25 protein-coding genes and 1 pseudogene are annotated in these 26,980 nt (G+C 50.8%); 18 read left to right on the plus strand and 8 right to left on the minus strand.

Going from position 1 to position 26,980, the window contains the following annotated elements:
• Positions 1-79: 79 nt before the first annotated feature.
• Both pykF and ynhH read right to left on the minus strand, forming a co-directional pair.
• Positions 80-1,492 (minus strand): pyruvate kinase PykF, encoded by a 1,413-nt coding sequence (gene pykF / locus ACU8YC_RS00965; protein WP_003029366.1) that lies wholly within the window; start codon positions 1,490-1,492, stop codon positions 80-82.
• Positions 1,493-1,499: 7 nt separating this feature from the next.
• Positions 1,500-1,694 (minus strand): protein YnhH, encoded by a 195-nt coding sequence (gene ynhH, locus ACU8YC_RS00970; RefSeq protein WP_242637968.1) that lies wholly within the window; start codon positions 1,692-1,694, stop codon positions 1,500-1,502.
• Between the two features lie 376 nt (positions 1,695-2,070).
• Between ynhH and ACU8YC_RS00975 the strand changes: the two genes are divergently transcribed.
• From ACU8YC_RS00975 to ACU8YC_RS00990, 4 genes and pseudogenes are all read left to right on the plus strand, one after another.
• Complete coding sequence (locus ACU8YC_RS00975) at positions 2,071-3,093, plus strand: methionine ABC transporter ATP-binding protein (RefSeq protein ID WP_151219042.1); 1,023 nt, start codon at positions 2,071-2,073, stop codon at positions 3,091-3,093.
• On the plus strand, positions 3,086-3,754 hold the full coding sequence (locus ACU8YC_RS00980; RefSeq protein ID WP_151219043.1) for a methionine ABC transporter permease: 669 nt from the start codon (positions 3,086-3,088) through the stop codon (positions 3,752-3,754). The genes ACU8YC_RS00975 and ACU8YC_RS00980 overlap by 8 nt, the downstream gene beginning before the upstream one ends.
• 21 nt (positions 3,755-3,775) lie before the next feature.
• The gene (locus ACU8YC_RS00985) at positions 3,776-4,588 is read left to right on the plus strand and encodes a MetQ/NlpA family ABC transporter substrate-binding protein (RefSeq protein ID WP_187252528.1); all 813 of its coding nucleotides are present in this window, start codon (positions 3,776-3,778) and stop codon (positions 4,586-4,588) included.
• Positions 4,589-4,604: 16 nt separating this feature from the next.
• Positions 4,605-4,727, plus strand: a pseudogene (locus ACU8YC_RS00990) (hypothetical protein); the annotation flags it as partial.
• Between the two features lie 511 nt (positions 4,728-5,238).
• Here the strand turns inward: ACU8YC_RS00990 and ACU8YC_RS00995 are convergent.
• The 4 genes from ACU8YC_RS00995 to ttrB all read right to left on the minus strand — a co-directional run bounded on the left by ACU8YC_RS00995 (position 5,239) and on the right by ttrB (position 10,849).
• Positions 5,239-5,835, minus strand: a complete 597-nt coding sequence (locus tag ACU8YC_RS00995) for a hypothetical protein (protein ID WP_446894925.1) — start codon at positions 5,833-5,835, stop codon at positions 5,239-5,241.
• Positions 5,836-6,027: 192 nt separating this feature from the next.
• The gene (ttrA, locus tag ACU8YC_RS01000) at positions 6,028-9,099 is read right to left on the minus strand and encodes a tetrathionate reductase subunit TtrA (RefSeq protein WP_446894926.1); all 3,072 of its coding nucleotides are present in this window, start codon (positions 9,097-9,099) and stop codon (positions 6,028-6,030) included.
• On the minus strand, positions 9,092-10,114 hold the full coding sequence (ttrC, locus tag ACU8YC_RS01005) for a tetrathionate reductase subunit TtrC (protein ID WP_151219045.1): 1,023 nt from the start codon (positions 10,112-10,114) through the stop codon (positions 9,092-9,094). The genes ttrA and ttrC overlap by 8 nt, the downstream gene beginning before the upstream one ends.
• A complete protein-coding gene (gene ttrB / locus ACU8YC_RS01010) occupies positions 10,115-10,849 on the minus strand; it encodes a tetrathionate reductase subunit TtrB (RefSeq protein WP_222840911.1) in 735 nt (244 codons plus the stop codon).
• Positions 10,850-11,075: 226 nt separating this feature from the next.
• Between ttrB and ttrS the strand changes: the two genes are divergently transcribed.
• The 9 genes from ttrS to ydhT all read left to right on the plus strand — a co-directional run bounded on the left by ttrS (position 11,076) and on the right by ydhT (position 20,006).
• On the plus strand, positions 11,076-12,809 hold the full coding sequence (gene ttrS / locus ACU8YC_RS01015; RefSeq protein ID WP_278238012.1) for a tetrathionate respiration histidine kinase TtrS: 1,734 nt from the start codon (positions 11,076-11,078) through the stop codon (positions 12,807-12,809).
• Positions 12,784-13,368, plus strand: coding sequence for a tetrathionate respiration response regulator TtrR (ttrR, locus tag ACU8YC_RS01020; protein WP_151225391.1), 585 nt, complete (start codon positions 12,784-12,786; stop codon positions 13,366-13,368). The genes ttrS and ttrR overlap by 26 nt, the downstream gene beginning before the upstream one ends.
• A 92-nt stretch (positions 13,369-13,460) precedes the next feature.
• Positions 13,461-13,670, plus strand: a complete 210-nt coding sequence (gene fumD / locus ACU8YC_RS01025; protein ID WP_151225392.1) for a fumarate hydratase FumD — start codon at positions 13,461-13,463, stop codon at positions 13,668-13,670.
• 479 nt (positions 13,671-14,149) lie between these two features.
• Positions 14,150-14,776 (plus strand): ferredoxin-like protein, encoded by a 627-nt coding sequence (locus ACU8YC_RS01030; RefSeq protein WP_003029338.1) that lies wholly within the window; start codon positions 14,150-14,152, stop codon positions 14,774-14,776.
• 120 nt (positions 14,777-14,896) lie between these two features.
• A complete protein-coding gene (locus tag ACU8YC_RS01035) occupies positions 14,897-16,999 on the plus strand; it encodes an aldehyde ferredoxin oxidoreductase (RefSeq protein WP_151219110.1) in 2,103 nt (700 codons plus the stop codon).
• A gap of 10 nt (positions 17,000-17,009) precedes the next feature.
• Positions 17,010-17,675 carry a YdhW family putative oxidoreductase system protein gene (locus ACU8YC_RS01040; RefSeq protein ID WP_151219048.1) on the plus strand — a complete coding sequence of 222 codons (666 nt, stop codon included), beginning with the start codon at positions 17,010-17,012 and terminating at the stop codon, positions 17,673-17,675.
• 64 nt (positions 17,676-17,739) lie between these two features.
• On the plus strand, positions 17,740-18,408 hold the full coding sequence (locus ACU8YC_RS01045) for a 4Fe-4S dicluster domain-containing protein (RefSeq protein WP_151219049.1): 669 nt from the start codon (positions 17,740-17,742) through the stop codon (positions 18,406-18,408).
• Positions 18,405-19,190 carry a thiosulfate reductase cytochrome B subunit gene (gene phsC / locus ACU8YC_RS01050; RefSeq protein WP_151219050.1) on the plus strand — a complete coding sequence of 262 codons (786 nt, stop codon included), beginning with the start codon at positions 18,405-18,407 and terminating at the stop codon, positions 19,188-19,190. Before ACU8YC_RS01045 ends, phsC begins: the two co-directional genes overlap by 4 nt.
• A gap of 3 nt (positions 19,191-19,193) precedes the next feature.
• A complete protein-coding gene (ydhT, locus tag ACU8YC_RS01055) occupies positions 19,194-20,006 on the plus strand; it encodes a protein YdhT (protein WP_151219051.1) in 813 nt (270 codons plus the stop codon).
• 59 nt (positions 20,007-20,065) lie between these two features.
• On the opposite strand, the gene ACU8YC_RS01060 is transcribed toward ydhT, so the two are convergent.
• Both ACU8YC_RS01060 and ACU8YC_RS01065 read right to left on the minus strand, forming a co-directional pair.
• A complete protein-coding gene (locus ACU8YC_RS01060; RefSeq protein WP_151219111.1) occupies positions 20,066-20,206 on the minus strand; it encodes a hypothetical protein in 141 nt (46 codons plus the stop codon).
• A 93-nt stretch (positions 20,207-20,299) separates the two neighbouring features.
• Positions 20,300-21,031, minus strand: coding sequence for a FadR/GntR family transcriptional regulator (locus ACU8YC_RS01065; RefSeq protein ID WP_151219052.1), 732 nt, complete (start codon positions 21,029-21,031; stop codon positions 20,300-20,302).
• A 198-nt stretch (positions 21,032-21,229) separates the two neighbouring features.
• On the opposite strand from ACU8YC_RS01065, the gene ACU8YC_RS01070 reads away from it, so the two are divergent.
• From ACU8YC_RS01070 to ACU8YC_RS01090, 5 genes are read left to right on the plus strand one after another with little or no spacing between them, the layout of a single operon-like run.
• Positions 21,230-22,135: a 2-dehydro-3-deoxygalactonokinase gene (locus ACU8YC_RS01070; RefSeq protein ID WP_446894927.1), complete on the plus strand. Its 906-nt coding sequence runs from the start codon at positions 21,230-21,232 to the stop codon at positions 22,133-22,135.
• Entirely contained in the window at positions 22,122-22,769 is a 648-nt protein-coding gene (locus ACU8YC_RS01075) for a 2-dehydro-3-deoxy-6-phosphogalactonate aldolase (RefSeq protein WP_187252521.1), read from the plus strand. The genes ACU8YC_RS01070 and ACU8YC_RS01075 overlap by 14 nt, the downstream gene beginning before the upstream one ends.
• Positions 22,770-22,803: 34 nt before the next feature.
• Complete coding sequence (locus ACU8YC_RS01080) at positions 22,804-24,171, plus strand: MFS transporter (RefSeq protein WP_151225395.1); 1,368 nt, start codon at positions 22,804-22,806, stop codon at positions 24,169-24,171.
• Positions 24,168-25,880, plus strand: a complete 1,713-nt coding sequence (gene ilvD, locus ACU8YC_RS01085) for a dihydroxy-acid dehydratase (RefSeq protein WP_151219056.1) — start codon at positions 24,168-24,170, stop codon at positions 25,878-25,880. The genes ACU8YC_RS01080 and ilvD overlap by 4 nt, the downstream gene beginning before the upstream one ends.
• Complete coding sequence (locus ACU8YC_RS01090) at positions 25,880-26,791, plus strand: dihydrodipicolinate synthase family protein (RefSeq protein ID WP_151225396.1); 912 nt, start codon at positions 25,880-25,882, stop codon at positions 26,789-26,791. The genes ilvD and ACU8YC_RS01090 overlap by 1 nt, the downstream gene beginning before the upstream one ends.
• Positions 26,792-26,980: the final 189 nt, after the last annotated feature.

Consider the following 26,980-nt stretch of genomic DNA (forward strand, 5'->3'; position numbering starts at 1 on the left):
TTATTAATTGTGGCTATCGATAAAATAAAAAAAGCGCCGCAAGGGCGCTTTTCAAGCAAATTAATTCGCGGTGGAATTATTACAGCACGTGAACAGATGCAGTGTTGGTGGTGCCGCTCGGAACCAGCGCACCGGAAACCATCACAACTACGTCGCCTTTCTGAGCCAGACCGCTCTCCAGAGCAACTTCTTTGCCCAGGCGATAGAAATCATCGGTAGAGCTGATTTCTTTAACAACTTGTGCAACAACACCTTTGCTCAGCACCAGTTGACGCGCGGTAGTTTCATTGGTGGTCAGCGCCAGAATGGTCGCATCCGGGAAGTATTTACGTACTGCGCGAGCAGATTTACCGCCCTGGGTTGCAACGACGATCAGTGGAGCATCCAGTTTTTCTGCAGTTTCAACCGCGCCACGGCAAACGGCTTCGGTGATGCGCAATTTGCGGCTGTCGTTGTTGAAGTCCAGACGGCTGGTCATCACGCGGTCAGTACGCTCACAGATGGTCGCCATGATGGTGACGGCTTCCAGCGGGTATTTACCTTTTGCAGACTCACCAGACAGCATGACTGCGTCGGTACCGTCGAGGATGGCGTTAGCAACGTCGCCGGCTTCAGCACGGGTCGGACGCGGGTTTTTGATCATCGAGTCCAGCATCTGGGTCGCAGTGATAACGACTTTACGCGCACGGATACATTTTTCGATGATCATCTTCTGTGCGAAGATAACTTCTTCAACCGGGATCTCAACGCCCATATCGCCACGAGCAACCATGATGCCGTCAGACGCTTCGAGGATTTCGTCGAAGTTGTTCAGGCCTTCCTGGTTTTCGATTTTGGAGATGATCTGGATGTTTTCGCCGCCGTGCGCTTTCAGGTGCTCACGGATTTCAACGACGTCAGAACGTTTACGGATAAAGGAAGCCGCAACGAAGTCAACGCCTTGTTCGCAACCGAAGATCAGGTCTTGTTTGTCTTTTTCAGCCAGTGCTGGCAGCGCGATGGAAACGCCTGGCAGGTTAACGCCTTTGTTTTCGCCCAGGTCGCCGTTATTCAGCACTTTACAGATAACTTTGTTACCTTCGATAGCGGTAACTTCCATGCCGATCAAACCATCGTCAACCAGAACGGTGTTGCCGACGGACAGATCTTTCGTGAAGCCTTCATAGGTAACAGCAACGATTTCGTTGTTGCCTACGACAGATTTGTCGGTGGTGAAGGTGAAGGTCTGGCCCGCTTTCAGGGAAACGTCGTTACCGCCTTCCAGTTTGATGGTACGGATTTCCGGACCTTTGGTGTCGAGCAGGATTGCGGCTTTCTTACCGGTTTTGCTCATGACGTTGCGCAAATTCTTGATGCGCTGACCGTGTTCTGCGTAATCACCGTGGGAGAAGTTCAGACGCATGACGTTCATGCCCGCGTCCAGCATTTTGGTTAACATCTCTTCGGATTCGGTTTTCGGACCGATGGTGCAAACAATTTTCGTCTTTTTCATGACAGTCTTAGTCTTTAAGTTGAGAAGGATATGGAAATCTGGCTCCCGCCGCGCACGGACGGGAAGCTAAACCTGAGTTACGAAAGTTGTGATGCCTCGCTCTAAGGATAGGTGACATCGAAAGAGCGTGCAGAGGAATGTGTGCTTGCGTTTCAGCCCAACGGGATGGTGAGTTTTGTAGTCGTTGAGTTTTACAGGTCAATGTGCTGAAACCATTCAAGAGACAATTGGCGCGCATTATACGCTGAAAAATATCAAAAAGGAAAATGGAAACAGCGTTTCAAAACACTTCTGTGCAGTTTTACAGAGAATATTCATTAATTTGTTCAGATGTATGGATAAAGAAGTTGTTTGCCACTGTGGTTTGTTGCGCAACACGCTGAAAACGTCATCCCGGTGCCTGTGTTATATGCACATGACGCCAACCATATCGACATATTTCTAAATGTTATATCAAATTCATTTTAATTCATTTTAAAAGCCAACCTTGCTGATTACACTCGTTTGGACATCCATACTGCTAAACAGCTAAAAGCGCTAGCAGAAGAACACTAAGCAGCAGCGGATACCCAAACGACATGATTGTCCTGAAAAATATTTCGAAAGTGTTTACGCCAGGCAGGCTTGCCATTACCGCTGTCGATAACGTCAACCTGACGGTTGAACAGGGACAGATTTACGGAATTATTGGTTACAGCGGGGCGGGGAAAAGCACCTTAATTCGCTTGCTCAATGGGTTGGAAAAACCAACCTCAGGCAGCGTAACAATTAACGGTCACGATATCTCTGCCGCCCGTGGGGAATCGTTACGTCAGGCGAGACTGAAAATCAGCATGGTGTTTCAGCACTTCAATTTGCTGTGGTCGCGGACCGTTAGCGAGAATATTGCTTTCTCTATGCAAATCGCTGGCGCGTCGAAAGCGTCTATCAAATCGCGGGTTGCCGAACTGATTGCGCTGGTTGGGCTGAGCGGTCGCGAAAATGCGTATCCGTCCCAGCTAAGTGGTGGACAAAAACAACGGGTAGGGATTGCCCGCGCGCTGGCGAATAATCCTGACGTATTGCTGTGTGACGAAGCCACCTCGGCGCTGGATCCGCAAACCACCGATCAGATTCTCGATTTACTGCTCGATATTAACCGTCGCTTCAAATTAACCATCGTGCTGATCACCCATGAAATGCACGTAGTACGCAAGATCTGCGATCGCGTGGCGGTCATGGAAAATGGCAAAGTCGTTGAAGAAGGCGACGTGCTCAGCGTTTTTACTCATCCGCAACAGGCGATCACCCGACAGTTCGTTCGTCAGGTGAGTCAATACGGCGAGGAAGACGAATTCAACCCGCAGTTGGCCAGCGAACTTGGCGGCGTGGTGATCAAGCTTACGTTTACCGGGCAACGTACACATCGGCCAGTGGTTGGCGAATTGACCCTACGCTATGGCCTGCCGTTTAACATTTTACACGGCAAGATGACGCAAACCGCGCACGGTGTGTTTGGTCAGCTCTGGGTGCACGTGGTGGCCTCAGAAGAACAATTGAACAATATTTTGGCCGACCTGCGCCAGAGCGACATTGAAGGCGAGGTGATTCAACATGGCTGAAGAACTTTTTCCTCATCTAAAGTGGGACCAACTGCTGGCGGCAACCCAGGAAACGCTCTACATGACTGCCCTTTCAGGCGCAGCGACCTTTATTCTGGGAATCGCACTTGGGCTGGCGTTATTCCTGACCGCACGCGGTGGACTGTTTCACAATCGCGCGGTGTATAGCGGTATTTCGCTGGTGGTGAATATCTTTCGCTCGATCCCATTCATCATTTTGATCGTGCTACTGATCCCGTTTACCAAAGTAATGGTTGGCACCATTCTCGGCGCCAATGCCGCGCTGCCTGCGCTGATCGTAGGGGCTGCACCGTTTTATGCGCGGCTGGTCGAAATTGCCCTGCGTGAAGTCGATAAAGGCGTGATTGAAGCGACGCGTTCGATGGGCGCACGTCTGAGCACACTTATTTTTCGGGTTTTACTGCCAGAATCCTCTCCTGCCTTGGTGTCCGGCATCACCGTAACGCTGATTGCACTGGTTAGCTACAGCGCGATGGCGGGGGTGATTGGCGCCGGTGGTTTAGGGAATTTGGCCTATCTGGAAGGATTCCAGCGCAACCACAGCGACGTCACGCTGGTGGCGACAGTGACGATTTTGCTCATTGTTTTCATCATCCAGCTTTGCGGCGATGTGATCACCTCTCTGTTAGATAAACGCTAATAAAATACGGAAACCATTATCATGAAAAAATCACTGACGTTACTTGCCGCAGCAACCTTAAGCGCCCTGAGCTTTGCCTCGTGGGCAGATACGCTGACCGTTGGCGCGTCCAACGTGCCGCATGCAGAGATCCTTGAGCAGGCTAAACCTATACTGGCGAAGCAGGGGATCGATCTGGAGATCAAACCGTTCCAGGATTACATTCTGCCGAACACCGCGCTGGCTGGCCGTGAGATTGACGCTAACTACTTCCAGCATATTCCGTACCTTAACAGCGTGATAAAAGATCATGCTGGCGATAATACCTATGATTTCGTCAGCGCTGGGGCGATCCACATTGAGCCGATTGGTATCTATTCGAAAAAAGTGAAATCGCTTAAAGATCTGCCGGAAGGTGGCAAGGTCATCATGCGCGATGCGGTATCTGAGGAAGGCCGTATTCTGTCGATTTTCGAAAAAGAGGGGGTGATCAAGCTGAAGCCGGGCGTAGATAAAGTGACCGCGCGCATTAGCGACATTGTTGAGAACCCAAAAAAACTGAAGTTCCTGCCTAACGTGGAAGCCGCGCTGTTGCCGCAAATGTATAACAATGATGAAGGCGATGCGGTGGTGATTAACGCTAACTACGCCATCGACGCCGGGCTGGATCCGGTGAAAGATCCGATTGCCGTTGAAAGCGGTGAAAACAACCCGTACGCCAACATCATTACCGTGCATCGTGGCGACGAGAAGAAGAAGGATATCGTCGCATTGGTCGATGTCCTGCACTCCAAAGAAATCCAGGACTGGATCCGTACCAAATATAAAGGCGCGGTGATCCCGGTTAATAACTGATCCGCTTTTTGCCGAGTGGCGTAGGAACGGTAACATATTGATGACGTTAATGTTCGGTGTATTAGCCAGTTCAGAAACATACGGTCATACAGGATGGACCGGAACGTTGACGTCAATCGATCCGGTTAACCATATGGCTGGATAGGTGATCAGATATATGGGGTGTTGAAATAAAAACTATAAAGGGACTCTGATGGAGTCCCTTTATTTATTAATGTAACCATTATCACCAGCATGATAAAACATTTATTTTATTACATATAACATTGCCGCAAGCATACAAAAAAAACAGGAGATAATGATGCTAAAATAATAATTTATTACATATATTCTTGTGAGTTTTTTAGGAAGCGAACGTATAAACTCCACATCATTAATATTTTCGCTATATTTTGACTTTTTATTATATCCTGCCAAAAAAAATGGTGATGAGGTGTAAAATAACTCTGTGCTTAATGGTAAGTTCCCAAATTTATTTTTATATAAATCACATATAGTATAAAAATTTCTATTGGCTATAAACATTAGAAAGTATATAATTATACCTCCTAAAAATACTATACCTATTAAACTTAAAGTAATTAATGATTTACTAATCATTTTCTCTCTTTATCCTATAGATAAATAATAACTCTTGCTTTTCCCATATTTTATTTTTTCGTATTGTATATTACCTCTCCGGACGTTTCACCTATCTTTTCTCCTGCTTTGCTTACGCCAAATGCTGCCGCTGCCTGTACAACGATCCCGCAAACAATACCTCCAATACCTCCTTCTGGAGCAGTTAATACAGTCAATACTACTGAACATATAGCGGTCGTACCAGATTTGATTGAAGCATTAAACATAGCTGGAACTAGCAAACCCCCTGAAAACTTGCCAATTTCAGTGTAAGCCGTTTTTTCACAATCTCTACCAATTGTACAGGCATCATAAATAGAATTAGCACCATTCAATGCTGACAGGGCAATGCCAACTTTATTGAATGTTTTCATTAGCTTTACCAGTTTTGCTGATTTTTCTATATAAGTTGCGTAACCTTCAATATCGTTAATCCCGGTCTGATTCCATTTATGAAAAATAGACGACGAAGACAATCTCAGTGCTTTTTTAATATCATCATACTGTGCAAGACCAATATGCTCTCTAAATATTTTTAAAAATATCCCAGTGACCCGACCTAAAACCCATAATTCATTTTCGCTTATGTACTGACAAATTTCTCTGTTGCTTTGATAGAAATACATTTCAGAAACTTACTCATCGGTTAAAAGAACAATAAAAAACTAATTTTTATATCAATTATGTGATTCCTGTAGCATAAAAAATAAAAAAAGCCTGAATCTTTTTTTTAATAATTCAGGCTTTCAATAATTAATTTAATTAAATTTGTTCTATGAATGCGTTATAATATTTTTCCGATGCTTTTATTAACATGATTAACAATTTATACGCTCAATTCTCGCTGGCAATCCCTGGCGCACTGCGGCTCCCGACACCCAGTCAAGCCAGGTATTGGCAACCTGTCGGGTAGGATCCGCAAAGCCCAAATCATTGAGATTAATTCCTGACTTTATTTGTGCATCAAATGCCATTGGCTTGCCGTCGAGCGTATGCTGAGCTGCGCCCATCTCTTTATGCCCGTAACCGTGTTCAATGGCGATCACGCCCGGCATGACGCCATGCAGCAGGCTTATCTGCGCCTGCGCCTGCCCGCCAGGCGTAGTGATCCGCACCCTATCGCCATGTGCTAAACCATACCGCTCACCATCCTGCGGATTGAGCGCCACCAGATTAACCGGTTTCAGATGATGCAGGCGCGGGATCACCGCCGTGGCGCTGGACATAGTATTGGATTTAAAGGAAATCAGTTTCAGCGGCCACTCTTGTTCCGGGAACAATTCCTCGACCGCACGTCCATCTGACAGGCGCGAAGGATACCAGGCGGGGCAGCCGCTGTAACGCTCGCCGGTAATCGCATGGCGGTGCGCGGCGACGTCCGCATTCCATATTTGCAGCGGTTTTTCCCACGCATTGCCGACACGGTTATCGACCCGACCACTGTTATCCGGCGCAAAACGGCCACCGCGCGAATAGATAAACGCCACGCGGCTTACCTCATCGGTTTTTAACGTTTGAGTCATTACAGGCAAGATTCGTTGCACCCCGGTCAGCGCGATGTCATCTTCCCGTGCCTCTGCCACAGGCGCTTTGCCCATAAACGCAATATTGGCGGCGAGTCGCAGGTAGTAATCTTCCGCACGATTCAACGGATAGTGATTGCCCTGCGGATCGGTAATTGCGTTGTCGCCAAATCCGGGTAGTCCGATACGTTTCGCAACGGCGATACAAAAAGCTTCCATCGAGGCCGGTTGACCATCTGCGGTAGTGCTGGTTGCGGCTCTGACGACAGGCCAACGCGCTGTGGTCGCTTTGCTGGCGACACCCGCCCACGGCGCACTGAATCCCCAGCTTTCAAAGTTGTGGGTATCTGGCACGATGTAATCTGCCAGCGCCGTGGTTTCGTTCATAAAAGCGTCAATGGCGATAAACAGCGGCAAACGCGCAGGATCTTTAAGCTTTTCTTCCGCCACGGCGCGCAACCCTGCAATGCCGTAGAACGGATTGGTCATATTAGAGATCCAGGCTTTTAGCGGATAAGGGTAACCTTCCAACGCTGAGACGAGGAGTTCAGTGAGCTGACCGGCAACAAACGGATACCACGGGGCTTTGGCCGGGAAGGGCGACTGTCCGGCAGCCACCTTATTACGGTACTCTTCGGAAGACTCATAAGCCGTTTTACTGCGCGCGATGCTTAACCCTTTGGGTTTAACCTTCCCGGCGAAGCTGTCCATGTTGTAGCGTGGGCCGTCGGTGGCGCCATTAAACTTGCCGCCGCCGACAAACACGCCGCCTTCAAGACTGAGGTTGCCAATCAGCGCATTGAGCATCATCACAGACCAGGCATTATAGAATCCATTGCCTGCCATCATTCCACCATGCGTGATCACCGCCGCTTTACGGCCATGGCGGGTAAACGCGTCGGCCAGTGCGCCAATGTCTGCTTCAGATACGCCGCACTGCTGGCTGTATTGTGCCAGCGACAGTTTCCCTGCGGACTCTTTCAGACATTGAAGGCTGCTTTTTACGGTCACCGTCTGTCCGTCTGCCAGCGTGACGTCGCGGGTGACGAATAGCTGCGCGCGCGCGCAACTGCTGGCTGCGACAATTTCGCCAGCTTCGTTAATGACTACCGGCACCTGGGCGGCATCTGCGCTCAGGTGCGCGAGGGTTAAATGCTGTCCGGCAAGTGTTGGAAGCTCATTGGTAATCACCAGATGCGTCGCATTGGTCCAACTTTTTTCTCCTGCCTGCTGCATGGCCTGCACGCCGGGAATGGCGAGGTAATCGGCGTTATAACGTTGTTTATCGATAATCCAACAGATCATCCCCATCGCCAGCGCGGAGTCACTTCCTGGGCGTACGGGCTGCCAGTGGCCGCGATCGTCAGCCAGTACGGTGGTTAATGGCAGGGCTGGTGCCACCACTACATACCGGAAGTCGTTACGTAAACGGGCACTGGCCAGTTGGCGAGCCTGGCGCTTAAACGGGTTGCCGGATTGCGCCGGAGACGTACCCATAAACAGCGCAAATTCGACGTTGTCCCAGTCGGGCTTCACGTGGGTGTTTTTATCCAGATCGCCCATTAGCGCGCCGGAACCTGCCCGATAAGCCAGACCGCAGTATGCGCCATGGGCACCGAAGTTTTTACTGCCAAAACTGTTCAGTGCGAAGCGGCGTAAAAATGAATCACGACCTTCATCGCTGGTATTGGTTACCAGCAGTTGATTGGATTTTGGGCCAAATCCGGGATGTCCGGCATCAAGCGGTGTGTTGGTGTTATGGATTGCGCGCAAGCCATCAACGTGACCTTCACCAAACAAATCGCCACCTTCCACTACCTCTTTGATCAATTGTTCAAAACTAATGCGTTGCCATTTTCCTTCACCGCGTTTGCCGACGCGTTTCATTGGCTCCAGAATGCGCAGCGGGCTGTAGAGTCCTTCAAGTAAGGTGGCGCCACGGGCGCAGGCAGTGGAACGCGCGTCCAGACCCGATTCGCCCGCCAGCTGTTCCATTGCAGTGGCAAAGGGGACGGCGGAGTCAATATGATGCTCCTGAGACAACGGATGATACGGATTGCCCGCAATGCGAAGTACCTTACCTTGTTCACTGTCAACGCGAACCCGCACGCCACACTGCGTCCAGCAGCCGAAGCACTGCGTCATGGAGATAACCTGCTGTGGGTTTTGCTGCCAGCGCTGCTGGGCATTAGCTTCAGGGATGAGGGCGTTACCAAAAATGCGGTCACGGGTAATTTTGCCCGAGGTTCCGTCCAGTAAACCGTCTATCGCGCGCTTTGCCACGTCCCGATAACTCAGGCCAAAAGTCACCATACCACCTACGGCAAGGCCCACTTTAAGCCACTGACGACGGGTTAAATTAGCCATGTTGCATTCTCCTTGCGATCGCGTTCAGGGCTTCACGAACAATAATGATCAGCGCAATCCACAGGCCGAAGGTACCCACAATGGCTAGCCAACCATCGGTACCGCTGGGCAAGGTGTAAGGATTAAACTGCGCGTTAAATTTCGGTACGGTCTGTACCTGAATGAGTAATGTCCAGCGCATCAGCCAGCACAGTGCCATTGCGCTTAACGCGAGTACTATGCGCAGCGGCAGCGATAAGGGGTTACGTAGCACCAGCGTGCAAAGAACAAGCGAAATAAGCCAGAGCACAACCCAGCCGATGGCGTAGTGTTGTGCCGAAGAGGCCACATCCAGCCATTGGCGGATAGCCGAACCGGAAAGCGTATTACCGCTTGCCCACGCCACTACCACTAAAGCCAGTGCTACCAGGGTGACTATCTGTCCCCACGCCAGTTTGCGCGCTAATGTTCCCTCGCTTTTAGATACTGAGATGAGTAGGGCGAGAAATGTTTGCAAGGCGCTGAGAAACATCGCAACCGGAAAGGCGTAGCTGAACCAGACGGGGCGCGCCTGAACTACCGACACTTCGCGTCCGGTATAAATCAGCAGTCCGATGGCCGAAAGTGCGCTACCCAATGCTAACCATTTTGTGACACTGTAACTTTTAAGTGTGAGCCGTTTAACGTGCTGCGCCAGAAACCACAGACCCAGGAAGCCAGTAAATAGCGGTAAAAACAGCGCGCCCCACGGCATCCACGACCACGGCGTCGGAAAAGCATAAAAATGCCAGACGCGGGCAGTTTGGTGTAAGTCAGCGGTCAGCGCTAGCGGCGCAGTAATTGCGCAGGTCAGGGCGATTAGCAGCGTCATGTTTTCCAGTTCCGGCGTCTCTTGTTTGCGCCAGTGAAGCACACAGGCGAACAGCGCGGCGCAGGCAGCAATGCCGATGAAAAAGAAATATTGTACGGCCCAGGGTAACCAGCTTACGTCCTGGGGATGGGCCAGAACCTCGTCGATAATTAGTGAATGGTTCATTTAAACCTCCTGCCAGAGAGCGGGTTGAGCGCGTCCCATCAACGGGGTGACAAACGCTTCATCCAGTCCCAGATAGAACACGTGGGGTGAAGTCCCGTTTTCCGGTTTCAGGACTTTGATGGCGTCATGGTGTTCATGCAGCATTTGCGAAATTCGGCTGTGCGGATCTTTGATATCGCCGATAATGCGTGCGCCGCCGACGCAGGATTCCACGCAGGCCGGGAGCAGGCCAGCTTCCAGGCGATGAACACAAAAAGTGCATTTATCGGCGGTTTGCGTTTCATGGTTGATGAATCGCGCATCATAAGGACAGGCCTGAACGCAGTAGGCGCACCCCACACACCGCGTGTTGTCGACCACCACAATGCCATCTTCGCGTTGGAAGGTGGCCTGTACTGGGCAAACGGGAACGCAGGGGGGATTATCACAATGATTGCACAGACGCGGCAGCAGAACGTTAGTGACGCTCAGCTGGCCTTCAATTTGCACCTGATACTGATTGACGAGGGTACGAAACTCGCCTTGCGGCGTCTGGTTTTCAATAGCGCAACTGACGGTACAGGCCTGGCAGCCAATACAGCGTCGCAGGTCAACCAGCATGGCGTAGCGATGCTGAAGTGAGCCTTCATGGCGTTCAGGCGAAAAGGGAAATTGCGCCTGAGCCAAAGGTACCAGCGATGCGCCAGCGGTCAGGACGCCAAGTTGCTGGAGAAACTGCCGTTTACTGCTGTCCATATTTTCTCCCGTCACGATGCAACAACGAAACATTGGTCACGCCGTTGATTGCGTGTGATGAATAAAGAATCTCGATGATTTACAGTGTAAAAATCGTGACGGGGAGTACTCTATTGTGGTTAACCACATACCCGGCTAGTTGTTGATCTAAAACAACATATAAGACAGGGATAATTGAGTGGGACGCAACGTAGTAAAATGTCTGACGCTGCTGGCGTCGCTGTGGATGCTGAGCGGTGTAGTCAGGGCGCAGACATGGAACATTGGTATTTTGGCAATGCGTGGGGACGTCTCCACACGTAATCACTGGCAGCCGCTGGAGACTATGTTAAATCAGCAAATCCCCGGCGAACAGTTTCACATTCAACCTCTGGATCTGCACCAGATGCAGGAGGCGGTGAATCGCGGAACAGTACAATTTGTAGTCACTAATCCGGCGCAGTTTGTTCAGCTAAACAGCCGTTCGGCGCTGCGCTGGCTGGCTTCGCTGCGCTCTACCCGCGGCGGGAAAGCCGCCAGTAACGTAATTGGCAGCGCGATCCTTGTCAGACGCGACAGCGGGATAACCTCTCCACACGATCTGATCGGCAAAACCGTTGGCGCCATTGATGCGCAGGCATTTGGCGGCTATTTATTAGGATATAAAGCACTTAGCGATGCAGGCCTGCGCCCGGAGCGTGATTTGCGCCTGACATTTACTGGATTTCCCGCTGACGCGTTACTCTATTTATTACGCGAAAAAGCCGTGCAGGCGGTGATTGTGCCGGTATGCCTGCTGGAAAAAATGGATGAAGAAGGGCTGGTTCGTAAAACAGATTTTATGACCGTGCTTAACTATCCGACGTCGATTCCCTGTTTAACCAGCACGCCGCTCTATCCTGACTGGTCATTTGCGGCGCTGCCCGCGGTAAGCGACGAGCTGGCCGATCGCGTCACGCGGGCCCTGTTTAATGCGCCGCAGGACGCGACATTTCGCTGGGGAGCGCCCGCCTCGACCCGCGAGGTGGAAGCGTTGCTGCGCGATGTCCGCCAGCATCCGCAGCAGCGGCAGCTGTGGCTTGATGTCAAAAGCTGGTTTATTCAACATCGGCTGGCGATGGGAGCGGCGGCCATCGTGCTGTTGTTGCTCACGCTCAACTACATCTGGGTGATGTTGTTGGTTCGCCGACGCGGCAGGCAACTGGAACGAAACAACGTACTGTTGCGCAAACAGGAGCAGGCGTTGGAAACGGCTCGCCAAATGAGCGTGTTAGGAGAGATGACTTCCGGCTTTGCCCATGAGCTAAACCAGCCGCTGTCGGCTATCCGCCATTATGCGCAAGGTTGTCTGATTCGCCTGCGCGGTCAGGATGAACAACACCCATTGTTACCCGCGCTGGAACACATTGATACTCAGGCGCAGCGGGGCGCTGATACGCTGCGCAATCTTCGTCAGTGGGTCAGTCAGGCACAGGGTAATCCGGTGATGACCGATGACTGGCAAGCCGTCAACGTTCACGATGCAATCCATCACGTCTGGCAATTATTGCGCATGCCTCAGCAATTCCCAGCGATAGCGCTGCAAACGCGAGTTAGCAAGGCGTTAACGCTAACGTTGCCGAGCGTTCTTCTCGAACAGGTGCTGGCCAATCTGGTACTCAATGCCGCCCAGGCCGGGGCTACCACAGTGTGGTTTAGCGCCTTGCGTCAGGATGGCGGTGTGAGTATTCAGCTGCAGGATAATGCCGGAGGCATTGACGAGGCTCAGTTGTACCAGGCTTTTCAGCCGTTTATGACCTCGCGTAAAGAGGGCATGGGACTCGGGCTGGTGATTTGCCAGCGGTTGGTACGCTTCGCAAACGGAGACATTGATATCAAAAATCATCCAGCTCCCGATGAAAAAGCAGGTGCAGTAGTGACATTACATTTTAAGCAAAACCAGGAGGAGGGCCGTCGTGGCAATCATTCATCTGCTGGATGACGACATCGCTGTAACCCAGGCCTGTGCGTTTTTACTGGAAAGTCTGGGATATGAGGTGAGTTGCTGGGAGCAAGGCGAAACATTCCTTGCCAGGGCAAATCTGCACCAGGTGGGCGTACTTCTGCTGGATATGCGGATGCCGGTACTCGATGGACACGCGGTGCATGAAGCAATGCGTCAGCGAAAGAGCACGCTGGCGGTCGTCTTTCTCACCGGGCATGGCGATGTGCCGATGGCGGTTGAACAAATGAAACGCGGTGCGGTCGATTTTTTGCAAAAGCCGGTGTCCGCCGCGCCGCTGCAGGCGGCATTAGAGCATGCATTGCAGGTTTCTCAGGCCGCCTTCTCGCGACAAAAGATCGTGGTCTGCTATCAGCAGCTTACGCCAAAGGAGCGAGAGTTGGCACAACTGGTAGCAAAAGGGTTAATGAATCGGGAAATTGCTGACGCCATGAATATTGCCGTGCGTACGGTTGAGGTTCATCGGGCGCGGGTGATGGAAAAAATGCAGGCGGGGAGCCTGGCTGAGCTGGTTAACCGTCTTCAACAGGTTCTGTAGATTGATGACATTTGATTGATTTTCATTGAATTTTGTCTAAACCACCATACTGATATATGCTGTGGGTTTGAGTTAATGACGAGCAGGCAAAAATGGGAAATCAGACCAAAGACGACGAGTTGTACCGTGAAATGTGCAGAGTAGTCGGTAAAGTAGTGCTGGAAATGCGCGATCTGGGACAGGAGCCTAAGCATATCGTCATTGCGGGAGTACTGAGGACGACCCTCGCCAATCAGCGTGTGAAGCGCAACGAGCTAGAAAAAGAGGCAATCGAGACTGTAATTAAAGCGTTGGCCGGTTAATTCATAAAAAGAGGAAGGGAGATTCTTCGCCGTCCTCTTATTCTCGTTACGTTAATCTACCAATATATATAATTTAGTACTGCAATCAGAAGAAGGTTTTTCGCTGTATATTAAATTGTATATCGTTTGATATATAAAATATATATGAGAGTGGGGTCACAAATATTTGTAAATCATATGAAATTCTATTTCAATTTATCTTAATGATAATAAATATCACTCCGCATTAATTATTTCCCTTCCGTTTTTTAATTGATGACGATCAAAACTATAAGCCCTAAATAACCACATTATTCCTGTGCCTAACCCCAAAGGATTAGATTCATTCAGTTTAACCACCGTCATTTACACGATCAGGTTAGGGCAAAAATTTACGTGTTGTTGGCAACATTAATCGCTCGAAATGGCTTGAGCTGCACTGGTTTAATTTAGCCTGGAGGTGTTGCTACCACAGCGTTTGCGAAGAGGATGCGAAATAAATGAACCAGGTTGATCGTCCATTTTTAGATTGTGGTTTAACGCGGCTTGAATTTCTGCGGATATCAGGCAAAGGTCTTGCGGGATTAACCATCGCCCCTGCGTTGTTATCACTTTTTGGCTGTAAGCAGGAAGATGTCGACAGTGGTACTGTGGGTCTTATCAATACGCCGAAAGGGGTGCTGGTGACCCAACGAGCACGCTGTACGGGCTGCCACCGCTGTGAAATTTCCTGCACTAATTATAACGATGGTGCCGTGGGCACTTTCTTTTCCCGTATAAAAATCCATCGCAATTTCTTCTTTGGCGATGATGGTGTTGGCTCCGGTGGCGGACTGTATGGCGATTTAAACTATACCGCTGATACCTGTCGTCAGTGCAAAGATCCGCAATGTATGAAGGTCTGCCCCATTGGCGCTATTACCTGGAAACAGGAAGACGGTTGTATTGCCGTGGATCACAAACGTTGTATTGGCTGTAGCGCGTGTACTACTGCCTGTCCGTGGATGATGGCGACCGTGAATACCGAAACCAAAAAATCCTCAAAATGTGTGTTATGCGGGGAATGCGCAAATGCGTGTCCAACTGGGGCATTAAAAATTATCGAGTGGAAAGATATTACTGTTTGATAGATAGCAGGCATGCCTGATACGCGTCATTAATTGCCGAAAATATCGCGGTGTTGCAGAAAAAAACTGCCTGACGGATGGCGAGTATATCTATTAAACCTTCTTGCAAAGGAAAACATGATGGCTAATGGTTGGACAGGTAATATTTTACGGGTCAATCTCTCTACGGGTAATATCACCCTTGAGGATTCCAGTAAATTTAAAAAATTTGTCGGCGGGATGGGCTTTGGTTATAAAATTATGTACGACGAAGTTCCGCCCGGCACCATGCCTTTTGATGAAGGGAATAAGCTGGTTTTTGCCACCGGGCCGTTAACGGGTTCTGGTGCTCCGTGTAGCTCCCGCGTCAATATCACCTCCTTATCGACCTTTACCAAAGGTAATTTAGTCGTGGATGCCCATATGGGGGGATTCTTTGCCGCGCAAATGAAATTCGCCGGTTACGACGCCATTATTATTGAAGGCAAATCCGCGACCCCCGTCTGGCTCAACATTAAAGACGATAAGGTTAGCATCGAAAAAGCCGATTTCCTGTGGGGTAAGGGGACGCGCGCCACAACTGAAGAAATTTGCCGCATTACCAGTCCTGAAACCTGCGTTGCCGCGATAGGCCAGGCGGGGGAAAATCTTGTGCCGCTCTCCTGCATGATCAACAGTCGTAACCACAGCGGCGGTGCTGGTACCGGCGCAGTAATGGGCTCGAAAAACCTGAAGGCTATTGCGGTAGAAGGCACTAAAGGCGTCAATATTGCCGACCGCAAAGAGATGAAACGGCTCAATGACTACATGATGACCGAGCTCATCGGTGCCAACAACAACCACGTTGTGCCAAGCACCCCGCAGGCCTGGGCGGAATACTCTTCGCCAAATTCCCGCTGGACGGCGCGTAAGGGACTCTTCTGGGGCGCAGCAGAAGGGGGACCAATCGAAACCGGGGAAATCCCACCTGGCAACCAGAATACCGTGGGTTTTCGAACCTATAAATCCGTTTTCGATCTGGGACCAGCCGCTGAGAAGTACACGGTCAAAATGAGCGGCTGCCATTCTTGCCCAATTCGCTGTATGTCGCAGCTCAATGTCCCGAGAGTGAAAGATTTTGGTGTACCGAGTACCGGTGGTAATACTTGCGTAGCGAACTTTGTCCACACCACCATTTTCCCCAATGGCCCGAAAGATTTCGACGATAAAGACGATGGGCGCGTGGTGGGGAACCTGATTGGCCTGAACCTGTTTGACGATTACGGCATCTGGTGTAACTACGGGCAGTTGCATCGTGACTTTACTTACTGTTATTCGAAAGGCGTATTTAAGCGCGTGCTGCCAGCAGAGGAGTATGCGGAGATCAGGTGGGATCAGCTGGAAGAAGGCGATCCTAATTTTATTAAAGACTTTTACTATCGACTGGCGCACCGCGTAGGCGAACTTAGCCACCTTGCGGACGGCTCGTATGCCATTGCTGAGCGCTGGGATCTGGGCGAAGAGTACTGGGGCTACGCCAAAAATAAACTGTGGTCACCGTTCGGTTTTCCTGTTCACCATGCGAACGAGGCTTCAGCGCAGGTGGGGGCGATCACCAACTGTATGTTTAACCGTGACTGCATGGCGCACACCCATATCAACTTCATCGGTTCCGGTTTGCCGTTGAAATTGCAGCGCGAAGTGGCGGGCGAGCTGTTTGGTTCACAGGATGCCTACGATGAAACCAAAAACTACACCCCGATCAATGCTGCCAAGATCAAATATGCCAAATGGACGCTACTGAAAGTCTGCCTGCATAACGCGGTGACGTTGTGCAACTGGGTCTGGCCGATGACGGTTTCCCCGCTCAAGAGCCGCAACTATCGCGGGGATTTGGATCTGGAAGCAAAATTCTTCCAGGCGGTCACCGGCGATGAAACCACGCAAGCGAGTCTGGATCTGGCTGCTGAACGCATCTTTACTTTGCATCGTGCTTATACCGTCAAACTGATGCAAACCAAAGATATGCGCAATGAGCACGATCTCATCTGCTCCTGGGTGTTCGATAAAGATCCGAAGATCCCCGTCTTCACTGAAGGGACCGACAAGATGGATCGGGAAGATATGCGTCAGTCATTGACGATGTTCTATCAGGAAATGGGCTGGGATCCAGAGCTGGGTTGCCCAACGCGTGAAACCCTGAACCGACTCGGACTTGAAGATGTAGCCGCTGATTTGGCGGCGCAAGATCTGTTGCCGGCGTAAGGAACGCGAGATGACAAACGTGAGCGATGTTCTGACACCCGATGAGGCGCTTCCTGACGAGGTAGATGGCCACAAGAGACAATGGTTGCAGGCTTTTCACCCGCCGGTAGAACAGGTGAGTGTGCCGCAGGTTCAGGACCCCGCCAACCCGCAGGCGATTGTGGCAGATTTTATCCGTCAGCATTCAGTTTCGGGGCAACTGGTGGCGCGTAGTCTGTTTTTGCTTCCACCTTACTCGGTCCCTGAAACCGATCTCTCCGCGCTACTGGATGCGCTGTGTCTGGATGCGAATAGCACGGATATCACCTGTGTGCAGGGCACCGAAGATGCGTATTTCTATTCGACGCAAACCATGACGGCAAACTACGCCAACATGTGTGTGCAGGTAGTGGAAAACGACATCTGCCTCGCGATTGCCGAGGCGGTACGTTTTGATTGTCGAACGTACCCTCGCCCCTATAAGGTCGCCATGTTGATGCAACCGCCGTATAGCTTTGAATCTCAGCAGGTTACAGCGGCGCTAACGGCCATGGAAATGCATCCTGATTACGCAGATATACGGACTGTGGAATCGTCAAATGCGGAGCCTTATCTGTTTAGCGAACGTTTTATGAGTTATGGCAAAGCGTACGGCCTGTGCGAATGGCTTGAGGTTGAGCAGTATCAGAACCCCTGAATTTTTCAGGTTGATGTCATGGAACGTGTGGACGACCACTGTCACAGTATTAGAGGATAACCCGATGTCCTTCACCCGACGAAAATTTGTCATTGGCATGGGGACGGTAATTTTTTTCACCGGCCCGGGTCAAAATTTGTTAGCGAGTACGAAGAGCCCTAAAGCCGTGCGTTACGTCATGATTCACGACGAATCACTGTGTAACGGATGTAATCTCTGCGCCCGAGCATGCAGGAAAACCAACCATGTACCAGCCCAGGGCAGTCGATTGTCGATAGCGCATATTCCGGTCTCGGATAACGACAACGAAACGCTGTATCACTATTTCCGTCAGTCCTGCCAGCATTGTGATGATGCGCCCTGTATTGAGGTGTGTCCAACCGGTGCTTCCTGGCGAGATGAGAACGGCATTGTGCGGGTTGACGCGTCTTCCTGTATCGGCTGCAGCTACTGTATTGGCGCGTGTCCTTATCAGGTGCGCTATCTAAACCCGCAGACCAAAGTAGCGGATAAATGCGACTTTTGCGCTGAATCTCGTCTGGCGAAAGGTTTCCCGCCGATCTGTGTTAATGCTTGCCCGGAACATGCGCTGATTTTTGGTCGTGAAGATAGCCCGGAAATTCAGACCTGGTTGCGAGAAAACAAATATTACGAATATCAACTTGCAGGCGCCGGAAAACCCCATCTGTATCGTCGGTTCGGTCAACATTTGATTAAAAAGGATAATGTATGAACGCGTCGCAGAATGCCGAACAGTTTCATGCCCAGCTTGCGCAGTATGTTCCCCTGTTTTCACCGGACTACTGGCCCGTGTGGTTGGTCATTGCCGGATTGATGCTGGTGGGGATGTGGATGGTGCTGGCGCTACACGCCATGCTGCGCTTTCGGGCTGCGCATAAAGCTCCGGCAGGGCACGGTGAGACGGTCTATTTATACTCGAAGGCCGTTCGTTTGTGGCACTGGTCGAATGCGCTATTATTCCTGCTACTTCTGGTCAGTGGCCTGATCAATCACTTCTCTGCTGCCAGCGCGTCGGTGATGAAAAGCCTGCTTACCGTACATGAGGTTTGCGGCTTTTTGCTGCTCGCTTGTTGGATGGGTTTTGTTCTGATCAACATGATTGGCGGCAACGGGCATCACTATATTATTCAACGTCAGGGCTGGATCGCTCGCGCGCAGAGACAAGCACGTTTTTATCTGTTTGGCATTATGCAGGGTGAGCCACATCCATTCCCGGCATCAAAGCGTTCTAAATTCAATCCGCTACAGCAAGCGGCCTATGTTGGCGTGATGTATGGTTTGCTGCCACTGCTGCTTATCTCTGGGTTGCTGTCGCTCTATCCTACGGTCGTCGGCGATGTGTTCCCTGGCGTGCGTTACTGGTTACTTCAGGCGCACTTTGCGCTGGCAATTGTCAGTCTTTTTTTCATTTTTGGGCATCTTTATCTTTGCACAACAGGTCGTACGCCGGGCGAAACCTTCAAGTGTATGGTGGATGGCTATCACCGGCATTAAGCGATGATGATTACGCGAAGTGATTTACGGGCCTGGCGCGTTGGGCCCGTAATGTATCGCTGGTTTCTACGTGCATTTCCGTTAGGTGGAAGTTACGCCGATGTTCATCGTGCGCTCCAGCGGGAAGGGTATACAGACTGGGCAAATAGCCTGGTGGAATACGGCTGGTCAAAATGGCGGGAAGAGGCGAGTTTTGTCCAGCAGGATATTTATGCTATGGGGAATATTGCCCGTGCGCAAACGGCGGGGGAAATCAATCGTCCGCTGGCGAGTGCGGAAGATAACGCCCGATGTAGTAGCGCAGACGATAACGTTAAAATCGCCAGCGCCGGGTATGCCGTACAAATCGCCAGCGCAGGTTACAGCGCACGTATTGGCAGCGTCGGCTATAACGCGCATATTGGCAGCTCAGGCGATCGCGGGCGAATTGCGGTAGCGGGTAATTCGGCGCGGATCAGTAGCGTGGGCGACGCAACGCGTATCGCCTGTACCGGCATGCGAGTACGCATCAGCTCGCTCGGCGACCGGAACCGGATTGCCTGCAGCGGTGATTTAACCCAGTTGGCCTGCTTCGGCGCAGAATCTAACATTGCCAACTGTGCGGACAACATCCACATTATTGCCAGCGGAGAAAACGCCGTTGTTGCCAGTACCGGCACCGTCGACTCGATCATTCTCGGCCCCGGCGGCTGCGCGGCGCTAGCCTATCACGATGGCGAGAGAATGCGCTTTGCGCTTGCTGTTGAGGGGGAAAACAACATTCGGGCGGGGGTGAAATATCGGCTCAACGAAGAACATCAATTTATTGAATGTTGAATCTCTTACCGGGAAGGAATCTGCAGGAAGTAAAAACCGGCATTACGCCGGTGTGGAAATCAGATTTTGCAGGCATCGCCGCAGTCGTTATCAGCAACAATTTCTTGTGCTTTTTGGTCTGCATCTTCCAGACGTTCGGCGTTGCGGGCCTGCGCTTCTTCCAGCCCATCAAAGACCAGATTATCGAGATCAATTTCCATCATTCACCTGCTCAGGTTCATCGTTTAACATCTCGTTATTATATTGCAAAAATGTTGTTTAACAGCAGCGATTTTTGCTACTTAACCTCCGACTTAAACCAGGTGCGCGTATTTATCCGGCACTGTTTTCCACAAATGGCGGTTGGCCGCACTAAGAATAATATCGCGCATGCATTCCCGCGCCGTAACGGCCTGGCGTAATCGTATTGCTTCCAGAAGGAGTCGGTGTTGCTCAACGGCATGCTCGGTCTCCTTAACCGATGACTCCTGCGTCTGTTTAAACGACAGCATCATGGCGGCTGAAAGGGCGTTGCCAATCGACATTAAAAAGGGGTTATGGCAGGACTTGAGTAATGCCGTGTGAAAGGCTAAATCACCTTCCTCGAAGAGGGCAACCTGATCCTGCCTTTGCCCGCGCGACATAAGCGTCCAGGCATCTTCAATGGCAGCTAAATCGCGAGCTGTAGCGTTAGCGGCGGCCAGCGCAGCGGCGTTAGGTTCAAACATCAGACGCGTTACCATCAGTTGCTCTGCAACATCGGGCGAAATACCAACTTCTTCCATCCAGCTCAGTACATCCGTATCCAGAAAACTCCAGAGTTCACGCGGGTTAACCGTGCTGCGTCGTTTCGCCTGAATTGATAATAAACCTTTCGCCGACAGGACATGCAACGCATTACGCACAGAGGTACGTGACGCGCAATATTGCACGGCAAGTTCATTTTCGCCGGGGAGCATCTCTCCATCGTCCAGGGTTCCGCGAATGATTTTCATCGCCAGATCGCGGGTAATCGTTTCAGAGATGTTTGTTAGCGAGGTAGTCATATTCGGCCTTGAAGAAATGAGAATGAGGCATTGTACTCGAAAAACAGAATGTTAGGTATACAAGATAGTTCTTCTTGTGAGATCAGCTTACGACATGAAATGTTTTATTTCACTTCACTTCACGATCGCGATCACAGATCGGTAACATTAACTCAATTACATTCTTGTCATACAAGATATGTTTATTGAGGTTACAAGATGAGTGGGGAATGGATCGCGATCGACTGGGGAACCTCTAATTTTCGCGCGTGGTTGATGGCAGGAAACGATGTGCTGGATAAGCGCAGCGCCAGCTGCGGACTTCTTCACGTCGAGCCGGGGCGGTTCGATTCGACGTTAAAAATGCTACTGGGCGAGTGGGTGGAATCAGGTTCACCGATGATTGCAATGGCAGGAATGGTAGGTTCGCAGCAGGGTTGGTATGAGGTTGATTACTGTCCATTACCCGCGAGCACCGATAGCCTGCTTATGCACAGCAAAAAATTCACCACCTCCTGGGGCAGCGAAGCATGGATTGTACCAGGGATACGTAAAGCACCTAACGGTGACATACCGGATGTAATGCGCGGTGAAGAAGTACAACTATTCGGGCTGTCCTTATTGGAAGGTATCGTCGACTTCCGGGCGATTCTGCCGGGTACACATAGCAAACACGCTCGAATGAAGAAGCGAGAAATCGTTGATTTTTCGACTTATATGACAGGCGAACTATTCCACGTGCTAATTACCCACTCCTTGCTGGGACGTGCGCTTCCTGATGCGGTGGTTGATGACAGTGCATTCTTGCGCGGTGTTGCGGCATCCCGGCGCAACGCTGCATTAAGCCAACTTCTGTTTTCTGCCCGGACGCTACGGCTTTCGGGGGAAATACCGCCTGAATCTGTGAGTGATTATCTCTCCGGTCTATTGATTGGAATGGAGTTTTGCACTGACAACACCGGACTCGTTTGGCTGGTGGGCAGTACGGCGTTAACACGACGTTATCAATTGGCTGCCAATGCGTTTGGTATTCAGACACGCTGCATCGATGGTGATCGCTGTTTTATTGCCGGTATGCAGTCTCTTCAACAACAACTAGCAGAGAAACAAAATGGACAGCTTTAACTTTGCCAGCTTATGGCAAAAAACGCCGCTTCCTATGATCGCGATTTTACGCGGTCTGACACCAGAGGACGCGCCGGAAATTGGCGACGTATTACTCGAGGCCGGCTTCACCTGGCTCGAAGTCCCGCTGAATTCACCGCGAGCGCTCGATTCTATCACGCTGCTCCGTGAACGGGTGGGTGAGCGTGCTATCGTCGGAGCGGGTACGGTATTGACGACAGAACAGGTCGATAGTGTTGTCGATGCGGGCGGTCAGGTCATCATCTCACCCAATATGAACACCGCAGTGATCAGCCGTAGCAGAGATCATGGCGTCATCAGTTTGCCCGGCGTTACCACACCAAGCGAAGCGTTTATGGCGCTGGATGCTGGTGCCAGCGGATTGAAGTTTTATCCGGCGGAAATGATCTCACCGGAGATACTCCGTGCCATGTGCGTGGTTTTACCCCCTCACGTCGTGTGTATGCCGGTTGGCGGTATTTCCGCTAAAGCGCAACAGTTACAAAACTGGTGTAAGGCGGGAGCAAAAGGTTTTGGTTGCGGCGGCGGTTTGTATCGTGCGGGCGCAGATTATGAACAGGTTCGATCCAACGCGCAGGCCTATGCCCAGGCATGGCAACAGGTTAATACCTGAGCATCGCGACAATAACAACTCAAGAGGCTGAAAGATGAATACGCGTACCCTTGATACTGAAAATAAAAATGCGGTTTATCGTAAAGTGACCCGACGGCTGATCCCGTTTTTAATCCTGTGTTATTTCTTCGCCTATCTCGATCGGGTGAACGTGGGTTTTGCCAAACTCCATATGCAGGATGCGTTGAATCTCAGCGATACGGTTTATGGGATCGGTGCTGGTATCTTCTTTATCGGTTACTTTCTTTTTGAAGTGCCGAGTAACCTGCTAATGCAGCGTTTTGGTCCCCGTTTCTGGATTGCACGCATCATGGCAAGCTGGGCAGTTTTATCAGCATTGACGATGTTTGTTACCACACCAACCCAGTTTTACATTGTACGTTTTTTACTTGGTATCGCAGAGGCCGGTTTCTTTCCGGGGATTGTTTATTATTTAACGCTGTGGTTCCCTTCCTGGCGTTCAGCGCGCACGCTGGGGCTGTTTATTCTGGTGACGCCGCTGTCGACCATTATCGGCAGCCCGTTGTCAGGGCTAATCCTGAAAATGTTCGAAGGTGTTGGTCAACTGCACAACTGGCAATGGTTGTTCCTGGTGGAAGCAATCCCGTCATTCCTACTGGCCTTCGTCGTGCTGCGTTATCTCGATAATGACGTGAAATCGGCCAAATGGTTATCGGATGATGAGAAAGCGCTGATTGAGCAAGATCTGCATAAAGATCAGCTTGATAAAGTCGCAGCCAACGCCGGAATGCCGCAGCACAGCCTGTCTGCGATGTTCCGTAACCGCTTCGTCTGGTTGCTGGCGCTGATTTTCTTCAGTTTTAACATTGGCTATTACGGTATTAACTTCTGGCTGCCATCGATTATTAAAAGCTCCGGCGTACAGGACGATTTTGCTATCGGCCTACTGGCGGCGGTACCCTATATTTTCGGTGCGGCCTGCATGTTGTGGAACAGCCGTCACTCTGATCTGAAGCAGGAGCGTCGCTGGCACATAGCTATTCCGGCGATTATCGGTGCGATTGGTCTGACATTTAGCGCCCTGAATGAAGGCTCCACGTTCTGGATGATGGCATGGATTTGTGTCGCCATGTCCGGCACGTTATCCCTAATCCCAACCTATATCAGCCTTCCGGGGACGTTACTTTCTGGTACGGCAGCGGCTGCTGGTATCGCATTAGTCAATTCGATTGGTAATCTAGCCGGATTCTTTGGTCCAACCGTTCTCGGCTGGCTGAAAGACACCACCGGCAGCACCAGTAGCGGACTGTATATTCTGGCGGGCTTCCTTGTACTCTGCGCGCCGCTGATTTTCCTCATTCCCGGACGCTTGGTTAATCCCCGCGACCGCAAAAAAACACCAGCAGAAAACAGTGTATTAACGAAAAGAGGTCATATATGAGCAGTTGTGGCAGCGGATGCGCAGGTTGTGGTGGCGAGCACTTCAACCCGATCCTCAGCGGTGATGATGGCGCTTTAAAACGCGCCTTGTATAAATCAATGGGCCATACAGACGAACAGTTGCATCGCCCGGTGATTGCCGTCGTCAACAGCTATACCAATGCGACAGCGGGACATGCCAATCTGAATGAACTAACTGCGCATGTGCTGAAAGGCATCGATGAGGCTGGTGGCGTGGGGATGGTGTTTGGCACTATCGCTCCATGCGATGGGATTGCTGAAGGGCATCTGGGTATGCGCTATATTCTGGCGGCCCGCGAAATTATCGCCAGTTCGATCGAAGTGATGATGCGCGCTCACCGCTTCGACGGCATGGTGCTGTTGGGGTCGTGCGATAAAATCGTGCCCGCTATGCTGATGGCGGCAGCACGTCTCGATATCCCGGCTATTTTAGTAAATGGCGGGCCAATGTATCCCGCAGAATACAAAGGTAAACACTGGGACGGCAATATCGTCACCGAGGCTATTGGCTGGAAACGTCGTGGCGAAATTGATGACGCTGAATTCCGCCATATTGAAGATATTGCTGAGCCGGGCCACGGTTCCTGCACGATGTACGGTACAGCCAACACGATGTGTTGTATTGCGGAAGTATTAGGCATGAGCCTGCCAGGGAGCAGTATGCTGCCTGCGATTTCACATGAACGACGAGATTGTGCTTATGCGACTGGGGTAACGGCTGTTGATCTGGTTAAGCGTGGCGTGAACGCCCGACAAATTATTACGCGCGAATCGATCCGCAATGCGATGACTTATCTGCTGGCAACGGGAGGTTCCACTAACGCTATTTTGCATCTACAGGCTATTTATTATGAAGCCGAGTTGGGACATCTGCCCTTGGCTGAATTTGATGCTCTCAGTCACCAGGTACCGCTGGTCGCCTCGCTCTATCCGGCGTCGGAGTATGACATGATCGATTTCTGGGAAGCGGGCGGTGTCGCGGCAGTGGAAAAAGAGATCGCCAATTTACTGGATCTCAGTTGCCTGACGGTCAACGGGCAAACAAAAGGTGAATGGCTACGGGGTGTTCCCAATTCCCGCCGCCCGGAAGTTATCCATACACTGGCTATCCCGGTACGCAATGAGTCGGGGGTTGCTGTGTTACATGGCAATCTGTCACCAATGGGGTGTGTCGTGAAGCCAGCTGCAGTGCCGGACCATTTGATGGTCTTTACCGGACCTGCTGTGGTATTTAACAGCGAAGATGAGGCCGTGGAATCGATTCTCTCCGGTGATATTCAGCCGGGAAGCGTACTGGTGCTGCGCTACGAAGGACCAAAAGGCGGACCGGGTATGCCAGAGATGTATAAGCCAATGAAATTCCTCGAAGGAATGAAGCTGTCAGACTCCTGTGCGCTGATTACTGATGGACGTTTTTCCGGCTCGAATCGTGGGCTGTTTGTTGGGCATATTTCGCCAGAAGCCAGCGATGGTGGTGTTCTGGCGCTGGTCGAAAGCGGGGATTCGATCAGCATTAATATTCCTCAGCGGACATTAATGTTGAATGTGGAAGAGAGGGTCTTGAACGAACGTCAGCAACACTGCCAACTGGTCCATAAAGACGTTCCACGTGGGTTCTTACGTTTGTATCGTCGCTGGGCGCTACCGGCTGCGCAGGGGGCTGTATTGGCGGATAGGGGAGATTTGTAATGATTACGGTTGCGCGCATCCGAGGGGTTAATCCCATTGTTGCTCTGCCGTTTACACCGCAGGGTGACGTGGATTTTACGAGCTTTCGTCGTTTGTTGGCGCATCTTTCTGGCATCGGTGTTAATGGGCTCACACTGTTTGGCATTGCCAGTGAATTTCCGAAACTTGACGATAATGAACGTCAGCAACTGGCGGAAGTCTTTGTTGCTGAGTTAGCGGATAAAGGCATATTTCGCGCACTGTCGATCACCGACCATAGCACAGAAGTGGCCGTTCGCCGTGCGCGGCGCTACCAGAGTATGGGCGCTGATGCGCTAATGTTGTTGCCGCCTTTTTTCCTACAGCCATCGCTTGCCGCAGTGCAGGCGCATATTGCCGCGGTACTGGAAGCGGTCACTATTCCGGTGATGGTGCAGTACGCGCCAGGAGAAACGGGGTTCCCGGTTACACCTGCGCAATTGGCTGAGGTGGCAAAACGTTACCCACATGCGGTGTTCAAGATTGAATGTAATCCGCCGGTGAACTATACGCGTGAATTTCTGCAGCAGGCGCCAGACGCGCATGTGCTAAACGGTTATGCCGGTTTGTATATGCTGCAAATGCTGGAGTCGGGAGGAAAAGGGGTGATGCCTGGCTGCTCGTTTAGCGAAATTTATGTGCAAATCTATCGTCACTGGTTGGTAGGTGAGCATCAGCAAGCGACGCAGTTACATGAGACGCTGTTACCGTATATACAACGCTGGATGCAGCACTGCGAATATATCATTCAGGTAGAAAAAACAATCTTACAGCGCAGGGGGATCATTACGGCTGATTACTGTCGCAAACCTGGCTGGTCATTGACGCAGGAGGATATCACTACTATCGATCGTTTTATTTCACAATTTAGTTTGTCGGTCTGCACTGGCTAACAATTCAACAGCCGCGCATCTGAACAGCCACGCCGAACAGATGCGCGATTCCTCAGTAACGTATGGCTCCTTTCTCTTTTGTCAGCATGAATACATCACTTTTTTGTTAATTTGTTGTTAATTTTGATGGTTTATTCCAGTTTTTTCGGGAATGTGATGTGCGATCATTTTTAACAATTACGTGACAAA

It is taken from the genome of Citrobacter sp. VF227, from assembly GCF_052950715.1.